This is a genomic window from Tunturiibacter empetritectus, assembly GCF_014201375.1.
GTDB classification, from domain to species: domain Bacteria; phylum Acidobacteriota; class Terriglobia; order Terriglobales; family Acidobacteriaceae; genus Edaphobacter; species Edaphobacter lichenicola_D.
Genome location: NZ_JACHDZ010000005.1, coordinates 289,557 through 311,255 on the forward strand (window position 1 = coordinate 289,557; position 21,699 = coordinate 311,255).

Sequence of the window (21,699 nt, forward strand, 5' to 3'; positions counted from 1 at the left end):
AGTGGCTAATCGTTATCCCGCAGATCGATCACATTCCGAACCTCAGCATTGAACAACGTCTGCGCCCTCTGCACAATTGGATGCTCCAAAGCCTTTGCCTGGACGCTTCCACTCTTCGCCGCCCTCGGCTTTTTTGCACTGTCGGCACTCTTCACTCCCGGCAGCAGCACCAGCTTCAACGCACCAGCGCCCGCATCTCGCAGCGCTGACTTTACCAGCTTCTCTGCCTCCGCATTGATCACCATCGGCAGCATCGTCTTTGAAAGCTCCGTCTGCACGCGAATCTCGTTCTCCGTCACGGTCCACTCTGCATCCGCCAGAGCATCCGCCGGCGTCGCCTGATTCTTCGCGACTAACAAAGCATCAACAGCCACCCTCTGCAGCTCCTCCCCAGAGTGTAACGAAGTTGGTTGCATATCAGAGCTGCTCGCACTCCCGGCAGTCTCCGGCCTCTCAGCCGCCGCTTCAATACGCTTTACAACCACATCCCCAATCGAATCGTCAGTGAGCACCATCTCCGCACGAGTCGCCACGGGAGCCGGCCTCGCTTCCGCAGCAGGCACAGACATCGCCGCCGCGATCGGCACAACGGGAGCAGCTACCGGCACAATCGCAATCGGCGCAGCCGCTACCGCCTTCTCATCAAACCGATTTCTACTCTGGTCTTTTTCAAAGGGAGAAAATGCCGGTCTGGCACTCGCCACCGTTGCGCTCGTCTCCAACACCCGTGCCGTCGCTGCTCCACTCACCGGACTCCTGGAAGGCGCCGAAGCCGTGCTCACCGTCCTCGCCGTCGCCACACCAGGGCCAGGCCGCGAGCCGCCGCCAACAGGGAACTGACTCAACACCTCTTCAATCGGTAACAGCCGCCGCAGATGCACCAGCTTCAGCAATCCCAGCTCGAAGTGAAACCGCTGCTCTTGCCGATACCCCAGCTCATCAAACGTCCTCAGCATCACCTGCAAAAATCGCGTCAGCTCCTCTTCGCTGAACAATGCAGCCGACCGCCCCGCGCGCCGTTGCTCATCGGCCGAGATCTGCAGCAACTCTCCCGCAACCCCATCCGCACCGGCCCCATCCACGCCGATACCCGCAATCTTCGCAATCACCGCATTCCGCAGATACCTGACAAACTGCCGCGCCAGCTGCGCCGGAGAGTTTCCCGCATCCAGCAACTGGTTCGCAACCGTAATCACCTCCGCGCTGCGATTCCCATCCACGGCCTCGAGTATCCGTTCAAACACCGCATTCGGAACCGTCCCCATCAGCTGCCGAATCTGTCCCGCATCCAGCCGCGGCCGCCCATCTTCCACCGGCGCGCTCGCAATCGCCTGGTCCATAATCGACAGGGCATCACGCATCGACCCATCGCCAGCCTCAGCCAGCAGGCTCAGCGCAGACTCATCTGCATCCACGCCCTCCCGCTCTGCAATGCCGCGCAGCTCGCCGAGAATGTCCACCAGCTTCACCGCATGAAAGCTGAAGTGCTGACACCGAGACCGCACCGTCTGCGGAATATCCTCCGGCTGTGTCGTCGCCATCATAAAAACGATATGATCCGGCGGCTCCTCCAACGTCTTCAGCAGAGCATTGAAGGCAGCATCCGTAATCTGGTGAGCCTCATCCAGAATGTAAATCTTGTACTTATCCCGAGCCGGCCGATACCGCGCAGCATCCCGCAGCTCGCGAATCTCATCGATCCCGCGATTGGTCGCTGCGTCGATCTCAATCACATCGACCGCATTGCCAGCTCTAATCTCCGTGCAGCTCTCGCAGACCTCGCAGGGCTCTGCCGTAGGCCGCACCGCCGACCCAATCGCATTCCGGCAGTTCAGCGCCATCGCCAGAATGCGCGCAATGGTTGTCTTTCCAATGCCGCGATGTCCGCTGAAGATATATCCATGCGCGATGCGACCCTGCGTCAGCGCGTTCATCAGCGTCACAGTCACGTGGTCCTGTCCCGCAACATCTGCGAAACGCTGGGGCCGGTATTTCCTAGCAAGTACCTGATAGGCCATATAGAAAAGGTAGGGAAGTCACAACTGTCGCGACCGGTCCGCAGCCTCTATTGTATCGCCCATCGCCAGCCCACTTATCCTTTGCAACAAATGGCGCCGAAGGCGCGTCAGCCTCTTGTGGCAGATCGCGCCGTGCGCGCAGCCCGCCTCTAGTTTTTTTGTAGTTTCTAGCGCCCAGCCTTAGCCAAAGCCCGAGCCTTCCGCGCCCGCCGCTTCACCTCAGCCTCGCTGAACATCGTCCCCCGGCACTTCGTCGCTCCGCAGTAGCAGTTTTGCTCATCATCGTCGCTGTCGTAGAGGTTGTACTCATAGGTCAGCTCCTCCCCGGCGGCGATATCCCGAATCGCAACCACAAACACGCGACCATCGACATTCTCCGACTCGCAGTTCGGATCGCACGAGTGATTGATAAACATAGCCGTTCCAAATCCGTCGATCACCAATCCATTCTCCCCACAGCTGAACAGGTAGGTGATATCCCGGTCCTGGTATCTATCGTCCGCCTCGTCTTTGGTAAACCGAGGCCCGTCATACTCGCAGACCCGTCTCCCCTTCTTTATCGCCCGCGTTGTATAGCAGCCCGCTGCATGAATCGACGAAGAACGAATAATCAGTCCATCAACCATAGTCAAAGAAGTTCCATCAAATAAAATAATAAAAATAAAACGGTTAAAATAGTGGCAGGCAAACAGCCCAGGTGAGCTGACTATAACAAACCGCCTCGCAACACCGTCCAAGTACTAAACGAGAGCTCTGCACCCTATGGCAAGCGGTCCTAAAATTCGCGCATTGCTCGCTGCGTTCCTCGTCTCAGCAGCCTGCCACGCACAGACCACGCCTGCGCAAAATCCACCCCCACCATGCCCTGCCCCAGGCCAGACCACATCCCAACCAGCCACGCCATGCTCCCCGGCAAAGAAGCCCTCAGTCGCCGAGCAGTTTCCCTTTCCCGGCAGCTCCACGAAGCCTTCCACCTCTCAAACACCTCCGCCCGACTCCCCCCCGGACTCCCCAAGCTCCACCACAACACCATCCTCAGCTGCAGAGGAACATCCCTTCCCCACAACGCCCGCCCCCAGGCTTCCAGGCGACGACTCCAGCAGCAGTAGCAGCTCCGACTCCGGCAACGCAGACCCCGACGCCGTTCCCGACACAGACCTGCCGAAACCGGGCACCGAAGGCAGCTCCGTGCACCGCAAGCTCCCCAAGGTCAAGCGCGTTCAGACCGACGACGAGCGCGTTGACGAAGACCTCAAAGTCGCAAAGTTCTACATGCACGACGACAACCTTCCCGGCGCCTATCTTCGCGCCCAGGACGCCGTCAAAATCCAGCCCGACTACTCAGCCGCTCACTACGCCCTCGCTGAGATCGCACAGAAGATGAAGAAGAAAGACGAAGCCATCGCCGAGTTCCAGACTTACCTGAAGCTCGATCCCGATGGCGAAAACGCGAAACAAGCCCATAAGGCGTTGGATCAACTAAAGTAGTCGTCCGTCCGTAGGCCCCGGTCTTACCACCGCCCGTACTCCCGCAGAGGAACACTAGCCCCCACGCCCGTCACCGGTGTAACGTGATTCTGCTTATGAACTCAACCCTCCATCGCCTCCAGCGCGAGATCGCCTTCTCCCTCGACGGACTCAACGCCCTTCAAACGCAGCTCCAGCCACCCTCGCGCCCTCACAAGTGGACCATCCAGCAGATCATGGAGCATCTCCTCCTCAGCTACTCCGGCACAGAGCTGGCTCTCAACGCCCGCCTCGCCAAGCGAGCCCCCACCCGCGCAAAGCCCAGCATCCCCCAGCATCTCGGCCAATATACTCTCATTCGTCTCGGCTACTTCCCGCACGGCCGCAAAGCCCCGCCCATGGTTACGCCAGCTCCGACGGCTCATCTTCTCTGCGGTGAAGAGCTCACCGCCGCCGCCGCCGAACATCTGGCTAACCTCGATCTGCTCTGCGCCGAAGCCGAAGAACTCTTCGGGACCACCTGCAAGTTTGCCAGCCACGCAGTCCTCGGCCCGCTCAACGTCAATCAATGGCGAAAGTTCCAGCTCATTCACGGCGAGCATCACCTCAAGCAAATCCTCGCCATCCGCAAAGCCCACAGTCTTTCGCCCATCGAGCAACCAACCCACCAGGCATAGGGAAAAATCCCGATCCAAACGATGTCGTTCCCAAGAGCCTGATCCCAGATCGGCTAAACCGGCGAACCGGTGGCCTACTCCTCCAACCGGCCTGCCGTAGCCTCAGCCGTCTCTTCTTCCAGATCGTCCTCGACCCGCAGATAACGACGCATATACCGAAGCGGCTCTTCGGCGGCCGCCATCTCCTTCAGGTGATACAGCCACGCATCCTCCCGCGCGCTCCGTCGGGTATACCCCTTGCGCTGCACCGTTCCAATCGACCCATCCTTCATCCTGCGGGTAAACGACTGCATCGGAACCTGGAAGGTCATCAGCTCTCCCGGCTTCCAGAACGTCGACGCAAACTCATGCGAGAACAGCAGGGCATAATAACGACGCTCCGCCGCCAGCATCTCCACCGCATGCCGCGCGCTCTGCCACGGCAAACCAAGCTTCCCCACATACCATCTACGAAACTCGAACCCGTTGGTGCGCGCCTGCCCGACCAGTAACTGAAGCAACTCAACCCGTGTCATAAGCCCGTTCCACTTCGAAGAAGAATACCGGCGCCTTCGCCAGTTCCGGTGCCCAAAGGGTACAGTCTGCCGTGTTGTGCGTCCAACTCCGTGTACGCTATCAGAGAAGTTTTCTCAGAATCAGAGTCTGCATCCCAAGCTGCCAACCTCAAACGCTTCGCCGCCCACGCCCGGAGAAGAACCATAAAACGCTGCGTCAAGACTCTTAGCCTCCTCCTCGCCCTCACGCTGGCAGCTCCAACCCACTCGCAGTCCTATAACCCTGCCGCCCACACCGACCCCGTCAACCTCACCCCCCAGGTTCGCGATGCCTTCGCGCACTTCTACGACCTCGACTACGAAGGCGCTCTCTCCCGCTTCGAGGCCGTTCAGCGCGCCAACCCACAAAGCGTCATCGCCACCGGCAACATCCTGCTCACCCTAGTCTTCCGCGAGCTCTACCGACAGGATCTGCTCGACACCACCTACTACGCCCACGACTCCTTCCTTACCTCCAAACGCAACGTCCCCGTCCCCCCACCCATCCGCGACCGCATCGAATCTCTCACCAACTCCGCCGTAGCCCTCGCCGACCAGCAGATCAAAGCCAATCCCAACGATGCCAACGCCTACTTCGCCCGCGGATACGCCCGCGGCATGCACGCCGCCTTCATCACGCTCGTCGATCACAGCTATGTCGCCGCAGCCCGTCAGGGCCTGGCCTCGCGCAACGACAGCGAAGCCACCCTCAAGATTGACCCCGACTACGCCGACGCCAAGATGGCCATGGGCATCCAGCAGTTTGCCGTCGCCAGCCTTCCCCGCCTGGTCCGCATGCTCGTAGGCATCGCAGGCGTAGGAGGCAACAAAGAAAAAGGCCTCGACCTCCTCCGCGAGTCCGCCGCCCACGGCATCGTCACGCCCATCGAGTCCCGCACCGCGCTCTCGCTCTTCCTGCGTCACGACGCCCGCTACGCCGAAGCCATCGTCGTCCAGAAGGGCCTCGCCGACCAGTATCCTCGCGACTATCTCTTCCGCCTCGAGGTCGCCAACCTCACCAAGGACTCCGGCAATGGACCCGGAGCCATCGCCCTCTACAATGCCATCCTCGACGACGCGAAAAAAACCGGCTACTTCATCGAACCCCGCCTCCACATGACCTACTTCGGCCTCGCCGACACCCAGCGTGGCCAGAACCAGATCGCCGAAGCTGCCCAGAACTACCTCAAGGCCGCCGCTCAACCAACTTGCAGCGATTGGATTCGCCGCCGCGCCCAACTCAACGCCGGCGAGATGTTCGACCTCCTCCACCAACGCGACGAAGCCACCAAACAGTACGAGCTAGCCTCCGCCGGAGGCGGCGACCAATCCCAATCCGACGCAGCCCACCGCTACCTGAAGACCCCCTTCACCGGCAAGTAAATCCAACCCCAACCCACAAACTGAACCGCTAACCGTCGGGACAAACTGAACTAACAGCACAATCTTTGCGTATTCAACCTCGAGAGCATATGGCAAAATAGAAGCTCTCGGAGACACTTATGTTCTGCTCCCACTGTGGCAATCAAGTCGATCCCTCCTCCCGCTTCTGTCCGGCCTGCGGAGCCCCTGCTGCCTCTGCCGCCGCTCCTCCGATGGGCTACTACCCAGCCACCACACAACTCACGCGCCCGCGCACTAACCGCATGATCGCAGGCGTCTGCGCAGGCTTCGCCATTCACTACGGGTGGGACCTCAACCTCGTCCGCGTCCTCACCGCGCTCATGATCGTCCTCACCGGCGTCGGCGCCATCGCCTACATCGCAGCCTGGGTCATCATCCCCGAAGCCCCCTACGCGCTTCCCGCAAAGAGCATCTGAGTTTGTCAAAAAAGATAGCCCCCACTCCGCCTCCAATCGAGGCCAATCCACGCCCCTTCGCCTACCGCAATCGCCTCCTCCACTGCGACGGAGCCGACCTCGCCGCGCTAGCCGCCGAACACGGCACACCGCTTTACGTCTACTCGGCCCGGCAGATCTCCCACCGCCTCCAGCTCTTCAAAGACGCCTTCGCCCCCCGCCCCCACACCATCTGCTACGCCGTCAAAGCGAACTCCTCGCTCGCCATCCTGCGTCTCCTCGCCAAACAGGGAGCAGGCTTCGACATCGTCTCCGGCGGCGAACTCGAGCGCGTCCGCAAAGCTCATAAGCCAGCCCTCAAAAAAGTAGTCTTCTCCGGCGTAGGCAAACAAACATGGGAGATCGACGCCGCCCTCGAAGCCGACATCCTCCTCTTCAACGTAGAGTCCGAAGCCGAACTCCATCTCCTCGCCGCCCGCGCCGAAGCCCTCGGCAAAGTCGCCCGCTTCGCCCTTCGCGTCAACCCCGACGTCTTCGCCGAAACCCACCCCTACATCTCCACCGGCCTCAACGAGCACAAGTTCGGCATCGACATCAAAGCCGCCCGAGCCATCTACCGCAAAGCCGCAAAGTCCAGGTGGCTCGACCCCGCCGGCGTCTCCGTCCACATCGGCTCGCAGATCCGCAAAGTAGATCCCTTCGCCGCAGCCCTCACCCGCGTCACCAGCCTCATCGCCGACCTGCGCCGCGACGGCCACAACATCCGCTACGTCGACGCAGGCGGCGGCCTAGGCATCGACTACGGCCCACGCGCCTCAACTTCAGCCGCATTCGATCCGGCAAAACAAGTAGCCAAATACGCCGCCGCTCTCACCAAAGGTCTCGGCACCGAACCCGCCCATCTCCTCCTCGAGCCCGGTCGCTTCATCATCGCGCAGGCAGGCGCTCTCCTCACCCGCGTCCTCTACGTAAAAAAGAACGGCACAAAGACCTTCGTCATCACCGACGCCGGCATGAACGACCTCATCCGCCCCGCTCTCTACCACGCCCACCACGAGATCATCCCCATCAAACAGCCAGCAGGGAAGTCAACCCTCACGGCCGACATCGTAGGCCCCGTCTGCGAGTCCGGAGACTTCTTCGCCCGCGACCGCATCCTGCCTCCAGTCAAACCGAACGACCTCATCCTTCTCCTTGACGCCGGAGCCTACGGCATGTCCCAGACCTCTAACTACAACTCCCGCCCCCGCCCAGCCGAACTTCTCATCGAAGGAGACATCACCCGCATCATCCGCCGCCGCGAAACCATGCGCGACCTGCTGGCCCCCGAGATCCTCTAAGCCCCACTCATGCGCACATTAGAAAGGCCGCCCGAAGGCGACCTCTCCGTTCTGACACTTGCTATTTACAGCAAGTGCCGCCATCACAACACGCTGGGTCTCCGCAGCACGCGTTAACGGTTGCGGCGGAAGCCGACAGAGACAAGAGCATAACTGCTGCAAAGACCAACGATAGGACTTTGATTTTCATAAAATCTCCTTTAGGTTTTGGGCAAAAGAAACGGCACGACCATAGATAAGAACGGGCCGTGAAATGCGCGCCAGTCTAGAGAATCTCTCTAAATTCGCAGATCGTCCTTAAGCTGAAAAACGGTCGGATGATAGCGCAAGCCTTGAGTAAGCTCGTGTAGAGCTACGTGGAGTTGAAGGGCCGGCCTGGTGAGGTAAACAAACTCAGAGCGTGGTGTGAAACGGACTTCCTCCGATTTGCTCTCTTGCTTTTCCGCGTATGTGACGGGCGCCCCACACGCCGGACAAGATACAGGCGCGTTGTTCACTGGTAGTGGGCAGCAAGGAGAGTGGTCCGGCTGACATAGCGGAAACTTTGCAGAGAGATGCTCGGCAAAGGATGCGCTCGTGATCCAAAGGCATGCCAGGAGAAGCGCAAACATTCGACGAAGATGCCTACTCGGACTCACAGATTAACTGTACCCCATTCTTTCGTTGCTCGCATGTTCTTGGGCAGCCCTATGATGGCGCTCCCAAGGCAAGGAAACGATCTTTCGGAATTGCTTTTTTTGCTCTTACCATCCACTCCTCATCTCGACGCAATAATCGATTGCCGCACCGCAGCCAGTGGCGCCTTCGCGTCAAACACCACCCCATTATTCGGACCGGCGCTCACGCCCAACTCTTTCCACAGTGCCGAAAGGTCCACCGGCACCGGCTTTTCACTCCACTTCGCATACATATTGGTCAAAACAGTAGTCCCCGTAGCCCGATCCCCAATCTGCAACACACGCGACAGCGGCCAGTCCTTATCGATCCCGCCCCCGCTCTCCACCACCGCACGCAACGCATCCTTCAGCCCCTTCCGGTCATTCGTCTCACGCCGAATCGACACATCCGCCATCAAACAGAACATAGCCCCACCCCAGTACGTCCGTCCCCATGTCTGTGTCTCATTCAACCCGCGATCACCGCGCTCCGGCTCGCCGTTATGCATCTCGTGCAAAAACTCCGCCCACACCCTTTCCTCGGTCAACCTGCCCGTCCCCGCACGCGCAATCGGTTCGATGTACGTCGCCAGCCCCTCCTCCATCCAATGCTGATCGTCCGGAAGATCCGGCAACGCAGTATGCACAAGCTCATGCGTCATCACCCAGTCATCCTTCAGGTCGTCTTTCGTCGCATGCTGCGCGAGCCGAATCCGCGTCACAGCAGGGAAGCCGCCCATCCCGCCCCACGTAGTCCCGTGAATCGAATCGGAGTCGCCTGCAATCGGTTCAATCACCACCCGAGCCCGCGCTACCGGAAACCTGCCGTAGTACACCGCAACCGAATGCGCCGAAGCCTGCACCCACGAGATAACGTCCGAGTGCGACAGATCAAGACCTCCCGCCGCAAAGTCGACCTGAATCGTGCCCCCGCCCTCCACAAAGCTCTGCGAAGCAACGATCTGCTCCCCTCTCCAGTGTCGGCCTTGCGCACAACCCACACAGCAAGGCCAGAGAAGCGTCAGGCACGCGAACATCAGCACAGTAGTCCGTCCCCACAAACATCTCATTCCAACCTCGAACCGGACTCTGCCCGATCGCCCAATCTCCTAATAGGACTCGCCCGCAGCCGAAACAGTTACACCACCCGGCAACAGGCGCTTGATCTCCCCAACATGCTAAAATCGCAAGGTCGCGCAAGCCCGCAACCGATCGTAGGCACACGCAAAATCAACACCGAGGTAGTCCATGTCCGGCCACTCAAAATGGGCGACAATTAAGCATAAAAAGGGCGCAACAGACGCCAAACGCGGCAAGATCTTCACCCGCCTCATCAAGGAAATCACCATCGCCGCCAAGACCGGCGGAGGAGATCCCGACGGCAATCCCCGCCTTCGTGGCGCTATCGCCGCTGCTAAAGCCGAGAACATGCCCGCCGACAACATCAAGCGCGCCATCCAGCGCGGTACCGGTGAACTCGAAGGCGTTAGCTATGAAGAGATCACCTACGAGGGCTACGGCCCCGGCGGCGTAGCCGTCATCGTCGACGTCCTCACCGATAATAAAAACCGCGCCGTAAGCGAGATCCGCCACGCCTTCTCAAAGAACGGTGGAAACTTGGGCGAATCCAACTCCGTCTCATGGATGTTCAGCAAGAAGGGCGTCGTCACCATCGCCAAATCAGCCGCAGGCGAAGACAAACTCACCGAGATCGTCCTCGACGCAGGTGCCGAAGACCTCTCCGACGAAGGCGAAAACTGGGAGGTCCTCACCGACCCTAAAGACTTCGAGGCTGTCACCGAAGCCCTCAAGGCCGCAAAGATCACCCCCGAACACGCCGAGGTCACCAAGATCGCCTCAACCTATACCAAACTGGAAGGCACACAAGCCAACGCCATGATCCGCCTCCTCGAGACCATCGAAGACCTGGACGACACGCAAAACGTCTACTCCAACTTCGACTTCGACGAAGCTGCAGTCGCCAACGCCAGCCATTGATCGAAAACGGCAGCTAAGCCCCAAACGGCCGCCGTGCACCGGCGGCCTTCTTCTGCAAGCGGCCTTCCTCTGCAACCAACCTCGGAGACCTAAGTGATCAAGCAACTCGCACGCCTTGGAGCGACCGCCCTCTGGACCCTCGCCCTCCTGCTCGCAGTCACCCGACCCTCCTCCGCCCAGGCAATCGTCAGCAACGAGAACAATCCCTTTCTCGATCCCAAAGGCCACCAGCCCCTCGAGATCGGAGCCATCGTGCAAGGCGGTTTCGGCCTCACCGAAAACCGCAACGACTTCAAGTTCATCATGGCAGGAGTTCACGCCGGCAAGGTCCTCACCGGCAACATGGGCCACGGCCCCCTGCGCGGCAACTTCGAGTACGCCGTCGAAGCCTTCCCCTTCTGGCAGTCATACACGCCGAAGTTCGAGCGCCCCTTCTGCACCAACCCACCCGGAACCCCGGCCCAGTGCACGCCCTTCTACACGGTCGGCGGCACCTTCACCGGAGCCTCCGTCACCCCGATCATCCTCCGTTGGAACGTCCTCGGCACCAAGAGATTCTCCTTCTGGGGGCAGGCAGCAGGCGGTCTCGTCTGGACAAACCACAAGTACCCAGCCTTCGGCGGACCACCCTACAACTCCCAGAACGACGGCAAGTACGCCGACGCCAGCGTCTTCAACTTCACCCCGCAGGGCGGCGTCGGCCTCCACTACTTCCTCCGTGCCCGCCGCTCCATCGACTTCAGCGCCAACGGCGTCCACATCTCCAGCGCCTCCCTCGGAGACCGCAACCCCGGCGTCAACGCCAGCGTCCAGTTCTCCCTTGGCTACACCTGGTGGAAGTAAGCAGGGAGCAGGGTGCAGGGCTTAGGGTGTAGAAAATCGAAATGTCTCTCTCAACTCGAAATCGCAACCGTCCAGGCAGATCTGCCCAAGCCCTATGCCCTAACCCCTGAGCCCCGCCTTTATGAACCCAGAAGCCATCATCGAGTGCGTCCCCAACTTCTCTGAAGGCACCGACGCCGCCAAGGTCGAGCAGATCGTCGCCGCCACCGAGGTCGAAGGCGTGCGCCTGCTCGACTGGTCCCTCGACACCGCTCACAACCGCTCCGTCGTCACCCTCGCCGGCTCGCCCACCGGCATCGTCGAAGCCGCCGTCCGCGCCGCTGGCAAAGCCGCCGAGCTCATCAACCTCACCACCCAGAACGGCGTCCACCCCCGCATCGGCGCCGCAGACGTCATCCCCTTCATCCCCGTGAGCGGAGCCTCCCTAGCCGACTGCGCCGTCCTCGCCCGCCAGGCTGGCCTCCTCATCTGGCGCCGCTACGGCGTCCCCGTCTACTTCTACGGAGCCGCCGCCGCCCGCCCCGACCGCGTCCTCCTCGAAGACGTCCGCCGCGGCCAGTTCGAGGGCCTCCGCGACGCCGCCCTCCGCGACGCCACCCGCCGCCCCGACATCGGCGGCCCCGAGCTCCACGCCACCGCCGGAGCCTCCGCAGTAGGTGCCCGCAGCTTCCTCATCGCCTACAACATCCACCTCCAGCAGCCCGACATCGCCGCCGCCCGCGCCATCGCCCGCGACATCCGCGCCGCCAACGGCGGCCTCCACGGCGTCAAAGCCATCGGCGTCCTCGCCAACGGCCGCGCCCAGGTCAGCATGAACGTCACCGACTTCCGCATCACCCCCATGCACCACGTCCACGCCACCGTCCAGCATCTAGCCCAACGCCACGGCGTCCTTATCGAAGACGCCGAGCTCATCGGCCTCATTCCCCAGGCCGCCTATGAGCCCGATTCCGATTGGGTACGTCAAATCACTGGCTTCGATCCCGACGGCAAGGTGCTCGAGCGCAGACTCCACGCCCCCATCGCGTGGCCGCAGCATTAGAGCCGCCAAAGCCACCCCATCTAACACGAAAGTAGCAAGCTTGCTAACAGAAACCTCACCCATACAGTCTTGCAACCAGCGCGTATTCACGGAACAATGGTGGTATTGCAGCTACACTGCCAGTAGCTCAAGGAGTAAAGGAAACAAATGAACACAGCCAAACGCAACCTCTTCACCACCGCCGTCGTCATTGCAACCATGACAGCGACCATGATGGCCCCCAACTTCGCCTCCGCCGCCCAGCTCTCCAGCGACGCCAAGTCCGCCACCCCCAAGGAAGTTCAGCAGCTCATCGTCGTCGACTATCGCGCCATGCAGAACTCCCCCGCCGCCATGGACCTCAAAGACCGCGTCCTCCCGCCTGAGCTCAAGCGCCTCGAGACCGCCCTCAAGAGCTCCGGCCTCAAAGTCGACCAGGATGCCGACGTCCTCGCCTTCGCCGCCTTCCGCGACCAGAAGGGTGACGGAACCCGCATCGTAGGCATCGCCCAGGGCCAGTTCCACACCCGCGAGGTCATGGCCAACTTCACGAAGAACAAGGTCAAGCCCACCATGATCCGCAACAACAGCGTCTATCCCATGGGCGCCAACGGCATGAGCGTCGTCTTCCTTAACCAGACCACCATGGTCTTCGGCGACAAGGACGCCGTCAGGGAAGCGATGGACGCCCGCGACGGCATCACCTCCAACTTCCTCTCCAACGGCGACATGGTCAACGAGATGAACGTCGTTGACACCAAAGCCGTCTGGAGCCTGCTCGACGCCAAGGGCACCCAGACCATGATGAAGAGCGTCCTCGGCGACGCCGCACAACTCGCCGACTACGACACCGTCAAGAACCGCATGAAGAGCAGCCGCTACACCATGGACTTCCAGAACGGCGTCAAGTTCGATATGGCTGTCGTCATGTCCGACACCATCACCGCGGCAACCGCAGCCACTCTCATGAAGGGGGTTTCCATCCTGAAGAAAAACTCCGGCACCCCGCTCGAGAAATCCGCTCTCGATCAGACCACCATCGACTCCAACGCCGGCACCCTGACCGTCGACTACTCCTCCTCCGACAGTCAGTTCGCCAGCCTCCTCACCTCGCCACTCTTTCAGTCAGTAGTCAAATAAGTTCGCCAACCAAGAAGCAACAAAGTCTGACCCTCCCTTTACCGCGGAGGGTCAGTTCTCTTAAAGAACTTTCAGAGAGAGAGCGATGCCCGGGTGCCCCATCCTTGGCGCCTCTTGCGAAGGATGGGAGGCGACACTTCTAGCCCGGCAATAGCCGTCTCCCCCTCCGAAACTAAGGAATCAGCCGCCGATTCAACTCCGTTCGCCAGTTAGCCGGGTCCGGGCCCGCCTCCATGCCGGTAAGGTACCGCTCCCACAGATCCTCCGCCGACTCATACCCATTCTTTGCGATCCACGCATCGAACTCCCCCCATCCCGCCCCAAGGCCCGAGTAGTCTCCGTGGTAGACCGTCCTCACCAGCTTCATCGCAGGCCACGTTCCAGCCTGCACCCGGCCCGAAGCCGCAATCGGTGCAGCAACCGGCACGCAGATCTCGAAATCAAAGGTGTCCTTCGGCTTCCTCAGGTGGTGAGTAAACCACGGCCCCGCCTCGGCAATCCCTTGTGCGGCGATCGCAGCCTTTACCTCGTTCAACCCAGGAATCATGACCTTTCTTATCTCCGAAGCCGGAACCATCAGTGGAAGAAAAGCCATGGGCAGTGCAACAGTCTCGACCATCTGCGGCGTATCGATCATCACATCTCCTTTTGATTCTGTGTGCCAATTCCGAAGCAACAGAGCAGACTTTTTCAAGTCGTCATCCTGAACGGAGTGAAGGATCCCGACGCTTTCTACCTACCATTCCCTTCGAACCTTTCAGCCCAAACATTCCAACCTTTGCCGTTCTGCACCCAGCCTCCCCTCCCCAAAACAGACCAAACGTATCAAATCGGCTGCAGATCAAACGCCGGCCGCAGACTGCCATCCATGTAAAACGGCACCGACGTATGCGAATGTGTGATCCGCCACTGACCAGCCTCCCGCTTCAGATGAAGCGTCGAACGCATCCAGAAGCTGACCAGTCGCGCCGCCGCCTTCGAGGTGGCCTTCATGTGCATGAAGCCATGACAGAACGCAACATCGCCGCTGACCGTCACCTCAAAATCGCGCGCTTCCACCTCCACCGGCCCCTCCCAGGAATCAAACCACGCCTGCTTCTCGCTGAGATTGATTCCACGATGTGAGAGCGGCGGAGCCAGATTGTAGTCGGCCACATCCGCCGCAAACAGTGCCGCAAATCCGGATGCATCTTTGTCATGATTTGTCTTTCCGAGTTGATCGATCACCGCCAGAACTTCAGCCTGATCCTTCGAAACATCGGTCTTCATTGCTGCTGTCGCCATCGTGGTTCTCCTCTCTAATTGCCTGTCCGTATCAAGCCTTTGCTGTCATCCTGAGCGAAGCGAAGGATCCCGACGAACCCATCCTGCCCAAACCGCTCGTCCCTTTCCGCCTATCCTCTTCACGCCGTTGTCTGTTCTTCTTCCTTGCAAAAATGCTGCTGCCTCTGAACGTAGTTAGCTTCAGAGCACTAGCGAATCGGCACCCACACCTCGACATCGCCCTCTCCGACCTCCGGATCAAAGCTCTCGCCATAGCGCTCGAAGAAACCCGGCGCCCCCGGCGTCCCCAGCGCAAACGAGTATTGGGACCGCGGCAGCCACTCGTGCTCAATCGCGCGGCAGGTCTCCGAAAGCTTCGAAACATGGCCCTTGTGCGTGAACACCGCATATCGTTCTACGGGCATCGTCACCACGCTGAACCCGTCAGGCAGTCCCTCCGCACTTCGTACCTCGACGGCCGCCATGTAGCCAAAACCCTCCGACGAAGGGAAACAAACCCCATAAGCCACCCTGCCAACCTGTCCTGGGATCTTGCCCAGGTAAGCAGCAAACCGCTGCCACAGCGCCGGAATCTCCCGCATCGTCGCCATCGTGTACTCACCACGGAATCCAGCCAGCAACATCGGCCTTCCATCTTTAAACCGCGGAGCTTCCAACCCCTCAGAAACTGTCTTAACTCCCTGCTGTGGAACCTCTGTCATGAAGAGCTCTCCTGGAATCGGATTGAGAAACAACATCTCAATATACCGGTGCAGGTGATCGATGCAGGCGGCTGCAATCTCGGAGCCGCCTTGGGCCTTGGCAAGAATGAACGCTCCCTGCACCGTCGCCTGCGTGTAGAGCGCCAGACTCTGCGCAGTCCACTCCGCAACGATGCCGTACTTTTGCATTGCCTCCGCGATGTCCGCCTCCACGGTCGCAGCATGCCCGCTGATGCTCCTGTTGCACGCCTCCCGTATCGGAGGATTCGTGTCGTAGATCTCCTGCACCATCGTTCCCACCAGGCAGGTAAAGTCAGGCAAAGTTCGTCCTTGCAGAATCGCCTTGCGGAAGTCCACATACGCAAGAACACGATCCAGCGGATCGGAAAGCTCGCGGTAGGGAGCAGACGCAAAGAACGCGCCGGTAAACTCGCTCCAGTGATCCGCCGCAGCCGTAGCCAGCTCTTCTTTGCTCTTGAAGTGGTGGAAGAAGCTTCCTTTGGTGAGGCCAGCCTCTTCGCAGACATCCTCAATGCGCGTAGCCGTGTATTCATGCCAACCCCAAGGTATAGGCACGGAAGCAGGATTGGTGATGTTTATGGCGGTTTGATCATCGGACTGGGTATTTTTGTCGGAATCGGATTTGAGTGTTGGGCCGTCGCCTCCTTTTGTATGAGAGGTAACAGTTGGTGCGGCTGGGTTCTGGTTGCGATCAGTACTCTTGTTTTGGGTGTGACTATCGCCAGTGTTGTTATTGGTTGTTTTCCCAGTAGCTGGCACAAATGCTTGTGTGACCAACAGGACCATAGCGAACAAAGAGAACCAATTCATAAGGGTGGGGAAAAGGTAGCACAAGCTAAAATAGAGAAAAATTTAGAATGTATAGTGCTAAGACCGCGATCATTTGCGGGGGTATCCCTATGACCGAAAAACCTTCAGAGGAATTTGTAAAGTTCGATAAGGCAATGGAGAAAATTATGTCCGTGTCCAAAGAAGAACTAGACAGGCGCATTGCTGAAGCCAAGAAAGCTAAAACTGGCAAACGGTATCCGAAAGAGAAGGTAAAACCTTAGAAGGGTACTTCTGTTTTGCCTGTTAGTTGCTTGTAGGTGAGACGTTTGCCGAAGGTCTTCTCCACACAGGTGCCGAAGCGGAGGCCGTCATGACCTTTGCGATTGTTGTAGCGGAATACCTGTTCGTCAACATAGGCATTCAGGTGGAAGGGTTCAACCGCAACATAGGTTCCTGCTAGTCCACGCTTAAGCAACGCCCAGAAGTTTTCTATGCCTTGAGTGTGGACACGTCCGTTGACGTATTGGTTAATGTGATTCACCGTCTTGTGGGTGAAGTTTTTCATCTTATCCAAACCTTCATAACCGTGGTGACCATCGGTGAATACATGAGCGTTGAACCCAACGTTCTTTAGAATTTCGCCCTGTAGAACTTCGCGTCGTGCATGGGGAATAACCTTAGCGCGGATCTGGCGAGTTTCGCGGTTGAGCATTCCCATGACAATTGTTTTCTTCTCTTCCTGCCGACGTTCGCTCAGGTGCTTGTTCTTGGCCTTACCGCCCACGTAGGTTTCATCTACTTCAATAGGGTTCTGCCAGTGACCACCAAACGTGTTCTTAGGCTCATCTCTCATAGCAAGACGAATCCTGTGGAGCATGAACCATGCAGACTTCTGAGTTACGCCGATGCTTCTGGAGATCTCATAGCTGGATACACCATTCTTGCAATTGGTGACCATCCACGTTGCAGTGAGCCACTTGTCTAGGCCGATAGCTGAATCCTCGTAGACACTGCCAACCTTGACGGAGAACTGAGATTTTGGGTGGCGGGTCTTGCACTGCCATACACGGCGGCTGGCCATATACTTCACTTCTTTGGAGCCGCAATTCGGACAAACAACTCCATCTTTCCACCGTTTGGAAACGAGGTAAGCTACACAATTATCAGGGTTTGAGAAGTAGACGATTGCTTGCTGGAGTGTCTTTAGCGTTTCCATAAATTAAAGGTACGCTCAGAAGTCTGCTGAGTCAAGTATATTATCCCTCGTAAATCATTGATAATAATAGACTTACTCGCGTGTAATAGGGGGGAGTACCCCCTCCTAAAATGCCAGTACAACCCCGAACACATTCCCCTGGAACGAATACTTCCGGCTGAATTTGGTCCCAAACTTAGCCTGATAACCCTCAAGCCCATTGCGAGTGACGGCAGGAGTCGAGATCGTGCAGTTGGAGTCCGGTGAGGCAAGCTTGCTCTTCCAGCCGCCGGCGATCATATTGCAAAGCTCCCCGATCGCATCGTCCACCATCGGGTCGTGCGGCTCTGACGGTGTTCCCAGCAACGCCTCAGCAGTCACCGACGCGGTAGCCTGACTCGCATACAACAGGCACTCGCCGTCCACGGCACCGGTAAATTGAATCCTCGCCACGATCCGCCCCTCCACCGTGTCGACCTCGCCCTCCAAAGGGTCGCAGCTTCTCTCCAGCATCGTCTCAAAAACCTCTGCGACAGCCGAATCCAGCCGAGTCACTGCCTCATCCTGCGTATTTGACACAATCGTCCTCTTCCCGCTCCAGGTTTATATTCCGGAATAACTCAAGCAACTCTCAACGAACAAAGCTCCAACCGATGCAACTGACAAAGCCCCAACTGACTTCAACGAACGAAGCTCCAGCCGAAAGGTCCAAACGACAACGAGCAACAACAGAACCGCTTACGCCGCACGCAACAGAGGAAGCACCCGCGCCTTCACCTGCTCGGCCGTGAACGGCTTGCAGATGTAGCCTTGCGCGCCCGCAGCGATCGCCCGCAGCACGAAGCTCTCATTGCCCTCCGTCGTAATCATCACCACAGGAACGCCCAGCGCGAGATTCTCCTGCTTCCGAGCCTCCAGAAACTGCAGCCCATCCATCACCGGCATATTGATGTCACTCAGGATCAACGCCAACCCACCCGAACCTTGGTTGTCACGAAGAGTCTGCAGCGCCTCCTCCCCATTCGAAGCCTGTAACACCTCGCTGAGTTCGAGGCCCGCCTGCCGCAACGCCCGTTCGATTACCTTCCTCATCACAGCCGAATCATCAATAATTAGAGCTCGCACCGACCCTCCCAGCACATCTTCTGGTCTAACTGCTGTATCGGCAGATCAACAGCAACCTTGAATGAACGCCCTTAGCGCTTTCTAACCATCTCCTCCCCAACTTCGGCCACCGAACTGCATAAGCTCGTGGCATGGACAGCGGACTCTACGCAGCATATACAGGACTCTTGGCACGCACGCAGGCGCTCGACACAGCGGCCAACAATCTGGCCAACGCGGGAACCTCCGGCTTTCGTGCCCAACGCGATTACTTCAGTGGAGTTCTCGCGGGCGGCATCGACCAGGATCCCGAGACAGCATCGCAGGTCGGCCAATCCGTAAACGGGTTCGGAGTCTTAGGTGGAAACCGGCTCGATCTCGGACAGGGAGAGCTGAAAGCCACCGGCAATCCGCTGGACTTGGCCTTGGAAGGCCAGGGCTTCTTCGCCATCCAGACCTCAAACGGTATCCGCTACACAAGAGATGGAGCTTTCTCCCGCTCCCCCAAGGGGGTGCTCCAGACAAGCCAGGCAGAGCCAGTGCTCGACGCCAATCTCAAGCCCATCACCATCCCCACGGGCAACATCTACGTATCGCCCGACGGCAGCATCTCGGTTTCTACAGCAGACGGCAGCGCAATTGTAGGCAAAGTTGGCGCGTTCGATTTTTCAGATAAATCAGTTCTTTCCGCGGAAGGCTCAAATCGCTTTTCCGCGAATGGGACAAAGCCCACAGCTGCAAATGTCTTGGTAGAACAGGGCTCGGTAGAAGGAGCTAATGAAGATGCCGTCCACGGCACGATGCAACTGGTGTTAGTGCAACGACAGGCCGAGATGATGCAAAAAGCATTGAGTGTTTTTAATAACGATTTCGACAAAACGGCGTCAGAAGACCTTCCTCGAGTTTGACGAAAAAGCCCGTATTTTTAGAGTTCTCTACAAAACAAGGAGCTTGAAATGATTCGTGCCTTATATACAGCCGCAAGTGGAATGAGCGCTCAGCAGACAAATCTGGACACTATTGCAAATAACCTAGCGAACTCAGGGACTGCGGGTTTCAGACAGCGTCAGGTGCAATTTGAGGACATGATCTATCAAAACCTGGTTACACCTGGATCCGCCGAGACACAGCAAACCCTTTCAGCCGGTTTGCAGGTTGGTCTTGGCACCAAGACAGCAGCAAGCGAAGTAATTATGACGCAGGGAGATCCAAATAATACAGGTAACCCATACGATCTCGAGATTCAAGGCGCGGGATTTTTTCAGGTCTCCCTTCCCGACGGAACCATAGCTTATACACGCGCTGGGAACTTTCATTTGAATAGTCAGGGCACGATTGTGACTACAGCTGGGGATACGATCCTGCCTGCAATCACAATTCCGTCTAACGCTACTAATGTTGTGATCTCTCAATATGGCGTTGTAACTGCAACTCTTCCCGGACAGACAAATGCTGCGCAGCTTGGCACCATTCAGCTCGCAACTTTCCCTAATACTGGCGGCCTGAGTTCCATCGGAAGCAATTTGTTGCAACAGACAGCATCCTCCGGCAACCCCATTACGGACACTCCTGGAGGGACCAGCGGCATAGGAACACTCCAGCAAGGTTATCTCGAGAATTCGAACGTTGATGTCGTCGCAGAGTTCGTACAAATGATTCTGGCGCAACGTGCCTACGAGAGTAACTCCAAAGTCATACATGTCGCCGACGACATGTACTCACAAATAAACGGTCTCGTTCGGTAGGATGCTATGTTCGATAGCTTTTCAATATTTAAAACGGTTGGCAGAAATTTCTTTCTCTTGCTACACGGAATATGTTTTGCCAATACAGCACTTGCAGTCTGCTACAGAACGCCGGCGGATGCGATCGCCGCGAAGATCGAGACGTCGTCGTATTCAATATCGGTGGGCGGTGGTTATCGGGTGTCGAAGGTTCAGTCGGACCCGGTATTGAATCAAAGCTGGGCGATGATTATTCCTTGTGATCATCCAGGATGGCCAGCGGTTGCGCTTCCATTGCGTAATTCAATCTTGTCGGCACAACTTAAAGTGCAGGTAGGTGCAACGAAGACCTCGGCTCCTGTCGTAGTTCGTGCCGGCGATATCGTTCGCCTCTGGAAGCAAGAAAGCTCCTTGCGGATTGAAGTCGCTGGTACCTCGGAAGGGAATGGCGGATTGGGAGATCTCGTAAAAGTCAGGCTACTAAGTAGAAACACAGACGACCAGTCGATAACGGAACAATTCTTCGGTGTCGTTCGAGGGCCGTTTGATGTGGAGATGAAACCATGAGAAAGACCCTAAAGATAATCTCATTTTTTAGCCCTATCCAAAAACGTGCGTATAACGAGGTTCATATCTCGACAGGGCAGCCCTGTTGGATGCTGTTTGATAATAAGATTTCGAGCTATTTCTCAGGAATAATCGCTCCCTTATTGGTATTGCTTTTAAGCCTCCCCTCGCTGCATGCGCAGACCGAAGCGATTCACAGGTTGATTGAGCCACGGCCTAATGTGGCTGCGGCGTCCTTGTCCTCTTATCTAGAGAGAGTGCGGGCGGAGAACTCCAACATCCAGCCTGCGCCAGGATCTATCTGGACGGACAATGGAAGGCTCACTCGCATTAACACGGATGTGCGGGCTATGCGGCCACATGATCTGATTTCGGTGGTGGTCTCCGAGAACCTCGCAGCGTCGACGGACGGCACGGTGAAGAACTCGCGAGCGTCCAATGCCAGCTCCTCCATCTCGGGTCTAATTGGTACTCTCCGAGCGGGTAACGCGCTGCAGAATTTGATCAATCAAACCTCCACGTCAGGACTTAACGCGCAAGGAACAAGTGCAACTAATTCGAGCCTGAGTACTACGTTTGGGGGGCAAGTGATAGAGGTTCTTTCAAATGGGATGCTTGTGATTGAGGCAGCTCGACAGGTGGAGTTTAGTCAGCAGACGCAGACGATTATTTTGAGAGGACTGGTCCGTCCTGAGGATATCTCTCAACAAAATCAAGTTCTATCAACAGCTATCTCTAGTCTAGAGCTTGAAGTACGTGGAAAGGGAATTATCAACGATTACACCCATCGCCAGAATGTCCTTGTTCGTCTTCTACAAAAAGTGTTGATTTTTTAGTGAG

General features: G+C 57.9%; 24 protein-coding genes. 14 read left to right on the forward strand and 10 right to left on the reverse strand.

Features of this window, described 5'->3' with window-relative positions; all coding sequences use genetic code 11:
* Positions 1-5: 5 nt before the first annotated feature.
* Both dnaX and HDF10_RS15890 read right to left on the reverse strand, forming a co-directional pair.
* Complete coding sequence (dnaX, locus tag HDF10_RS15885; protein ID WP_183815035.1) at positions 6-2,018, reverse strand: DNA polymerase III subunit gamma/tau; 2,013 nt, start codon at positions 2,016-2,018, stop codon at positions 6-8.
* A 167-nt stretch (positions 2,019-2,185) separates the two neighbouring features.
* On the reverse strand, positions 2,186-2,644 hold the full coding sequence (locus HDF10_RS15890; protein WP_183815197.1) for an SET domain-containing protein: 459 nt from the start codon (positions 2,642-2,644) through the stop codon (positions 2,186-2,188).
* Between the two features lie 136 nt (positions 2,645-2,780).
* On the opposite strand from HDF10_RS15890, the gene HDF10_RS15895 reads away from it, so the two are divergent.
* The gene (locus tag HDF10_RS15895) at positions 2,781-3,506 is read left to right on the forward strand and encodes a tetratricopeptide repeat protein (RefSeq protein ID WP_183815037.1); all 726 of its coding nucleotides are present in this window, start codon (positions 2,781-2,783) and stop codon (positions 3,504-3,506) included.
* 95 nt (positions 3,507-3,601) lie between these two features.
* Positions 3,602-4,162 carry a DinB family protein gene (locus HDF10_RS15900; RefSeq protein ID WP_183815039.1) on the forward strand — a complete coding sequence of 187 codons (561 nt, stop codon included), beginning with the start codon at positions 3,602-3,604 and terminating at the stop codon, positions 4,160-4,162.
* 74 nt (positions 4,163-4,236) lie between these two features.
* Here the strand turns inward: HDF10_RS15900 and HDF10_RS15905 are convergent, their stop codons facing one another.
* Positions 4,237-4,677 carry a hypothetical protein gene (locus HDF10_RS15905; protein ID WP_183815041.1) on the reverse strand — a complete coding sequence of 147 codons (441 nt, stop codon included), beginning with the start codon at positions 4,675-4,677 and terminating at the stop codon, positions 4,237-4,239.
* A 90-nt stretch (positions 4,678-4,767) separates the two neighbouring features.
* Between HDF10_RS15905 and HDF10_RS15910 the strand changes: the two genes are divergently transcribed.
* The 3 genes from HDF10_RS15910 to lysA all read left to right on the forward strand — a co-directional run bounded on the left by HDF10_RS15910 (position 4,768) and on the right by lysA (position 7,834).
* On the forward strand, positions 4,768-6,078 hold the full coding sequence (locus HDF10_RS15910; protein WP_311732784.1) for a tetratricopeptide repeat protein: 1,311 nt from the start codon (positions 4,768-4,770) through the stop codon (positions 6,076-6,078).
* A gap of 119 nt (positions 6,079-6,197) precedes the next feature.
* A complete protein-coding gene (locus HDF10_RS15915) occupies positions 6,198-6,515 on the forward strand; it encodes a PspC domain-containing protein (protein ID WP_183815043.1) in 318 nt (105 codons plus the stop codon).
* Between the two features lie 2 nt (positions 6,516-6,517).
* Positions 6,518-7,834, forward strand: a complete 1,317-nt coding sequence (lysA, locus tag HDF10_RS15920; RefSeq protein ID WP_221271784.1) for a diaminopimelate decarboxylase — start codon at positions 6,518-6,520, stop codon at positions 7,832-7,834.
* 757 nt (positions 7,835-8,591) lie between these two features.
* On the opposite strand, the gene HDF10_RS15925 is transcribed toward lysA, so the two are convergent.
* A complete protein-coding gene (locus tag HDF10_RS15925; protein WP_183815045.1) occupies positions 8,592-9,560 on the reverse strand; it encodes a gluzincin family metallopeptidase in 969 nt (322 codons plus the stop codon).
* A 178-nt stretch (positions 9,561-9,738) separates the two neighbouring features.
* Here HDF10_RS15925 and HDF10_RS15930 point away from each other — a divergent pair, with 178 nt between their 5' ends.
* The 4 genes from HDF10_RS15930 (at position 9,739) to HDF10_RS15945 (ending at position 13,492) form a co-directional block, all read left to right on the forward strand.
* Positions 9,739-10,488, forward strand: coding sequence for a YebC/PmpR family DNA-binding transcriptional regulator (locus tag HDF10_RS15930; protein ID WP_183815047.1), 750 nt, complete (start codon positions 9,739-9,741; stop codon positions 10,486-10,488).
* Positions 10,489-10,581: 93 nt separating this feature from the next.
* Positions 10,582-11,331 (forward strand): acyloxyacyl hydrolase, encoded by a 750-nt coding sequence (locus HDF10_RS15935; RefSeq protein WP_311732785.1) that lies wholly within the window; start codon positions 10,582-10,584, stop codon positions 11,329-11,331.
* Between the two features lie 121 nt (positions 11,332-11,452).
* Positions 11,453-12,373: a glutamate formimidoyltransferase gene (gene ftcD / locus HDF10_RS15940; protein ID WP_183815049.1), complete on the forward strand. Its 921-nt coding sequence runs from the start codon at positions 11,453-11,455 to the stop codon at positions 12,371-12,373.
* Positions 12,374-12,520: 147 nt separating this feature from the next.
* A complete protein-coding gene (locus tag HDF10_RS15945; RefSeq protein ID WP_183815051.1) occupies positions 12,521-13,492 on the forward strand; it encodes a hypothetical protein in 972 nt (323 codons plus the stop codon).
* A gap of 172 nt (positions 13,493-13,664) precedes the next feature.
* Here the strand turns inward: HDF10_RS15945 and HDF10_RS15950 are convergent, their stop codons facing one another.
* From HDF10_RS15950 to HDF10_RS15960, 3 genes are all read right to left on the reverse strand, one after another.
* A complete protein-coding gene (locus HDF10_RS15950; RefSeq protein WP_183815053.1) occupies positions 13,665-14,129 on the reverse strand; it encodes a GyrI-like domain-containing protein in 465 nt (154 codons plus the stop codon).
* Between the two features lie 188 nt (positions 14,130-14,317).
* The gene (locus HDF10_RS15955) at positions 14,318-14,776 is read right to left on the reverse strand and encodes a YybH family protein (RefSeq protein WP_183815055.1); all 459 of its coding nucleotides are present in this window, start codon (positions 14,774-14,776) and stop codon (positions 14,318-14,320) included.
* A 188-nt stretch (positions 14,777-14,964) separates the two neighbouring features.
* The gene (locus HDF10_RS15960; RefSeq protein ID WP_221271786.1) at positions 14,965-16,053 is read right to left on the reverse strand and encodes a GyrI-like domain-containing protein; all 1,089 of its coding nucleotides are present in this window, start codon (positions 16,051-16,053) and stop codon (positions 14,965-14,967) included.
* Between the two features lie 344 nt (positions 16,054-16,397).
* Here HDF10_RS15960 and HDF10_RS15965 point away from each other — a divergent pair, with 344 nt between their 5' ends.
* Entirely contained in the window at positions 16,398-16,550 is a 153-nt protein-coding gene (locus HDF10_RS15965; protein ID WP_183815059.1) for a hypothetical protein, read from the forward strand.
* On the opposite strand, the gene HDF10_RS15970 is transcribed toward HDF10_RS15965, so the two are convergent.
* The 3 genes from HDF10_RS15970 to HDF10_RS15980 form a co-directional block, all read right to left on the reverse strand.
* A complete protein-coding gene (locus HDF10_RS15970) occupies positions 16,547-17,485 on the reverse strand; it encodes an IS1595 family transposase (RefSeq protein WP_183815061.1) in 939 nt (312 codons plus the stop codon). The genes HDF10_RS15965 and HDF10_RS15970 overlap by 4 nt on opposite strands.
* A gap of 105 nt (positions 17,486-17,590) precedes the next feature.
* On the reverse strand, positions 17,591-18,043 hold the full coding sequence (locus HDF10_RS15975) for a chemotaxis protein CheX (RefSeq protein ID WP_183815063.1): 453 nt from the start codon (positions 18,041-18,043) through the stop codon (positions 17,591-17,593).
* 159 nt (positions 18,044-18,202) lie between these two features.
* Positions 18,203-18,589, reverse strand: coding sequence for a response regulator (locus tag HDF10_RS15980; protein ID WP_183815065.1), 387 nt, complete (start codon positions 18,587-18,589; stop codon positions 18,203-18,205).
* 131 nt (positions 18,590-18,720) lie between these two features.
* On the opposite strand from HDF10_RS15980, the gene HDF10_RS15985 reads away from it, so the two are divergent.
* The 4 genes from HDF10_RS15985 to HDF10_RS16000 are packed head-to-tail and all read left to right on the forward strand — an operon-like array spanning position 18,721 to position 21,695.
* Complete coding sequence (locus tag HDF10_RS15985) at positions 18,721-19,476, forward strand: flagellar hook-basal body protein (RefSeq protein WP_183815067.1); 756 nt, start codon at positions 18,721-18,723, stop codon at positions 19,474-19,476.
* Between the two features lie 48 nt (positions 19,477-19,524).
* Positions 19,525-20,313 carry a flagellar basal-body rod protein FlgG gene (gene flgG / locus HDF10_RS15990; protein ID WP_183815069.1) on the forward strand — a complete coding sequence of 263 codons (789 nt, stop codon included), beginning with the start codon at positions 19,525-19,527 and terminating at the stop codon, positions 20,311-20,313.
* 6 nt (positions 20,314-20,319) lie between these two features.
* Entirely contained in the window at positions 20,320-20,859 is a 540-nt protein-coding gene (locus tag HDF10_RS15995; RefSeq protein WP_183815071.1) for a flagella basal body P-ring formation protein FlgA, read from the forward strand.
* Positions 20,856-21,695: a flagellar basal body L-ring protein FlgH gene (locus HDF10_RS16000; protein ID WP_260177929.1), complete on the forward strand. Its 840-nt coding sequence runs from the start codon at positions 20,856-20,858 to the stop codon at positions 21,693-21,695. Before HDF10_RS15995 ends, HDF10_RS16000 begins: the two co-directional genes overlap by 4 nt.
* The last annotated feature ends 4 nt before the right edge of the window (positions 21,696-21,699 follow it).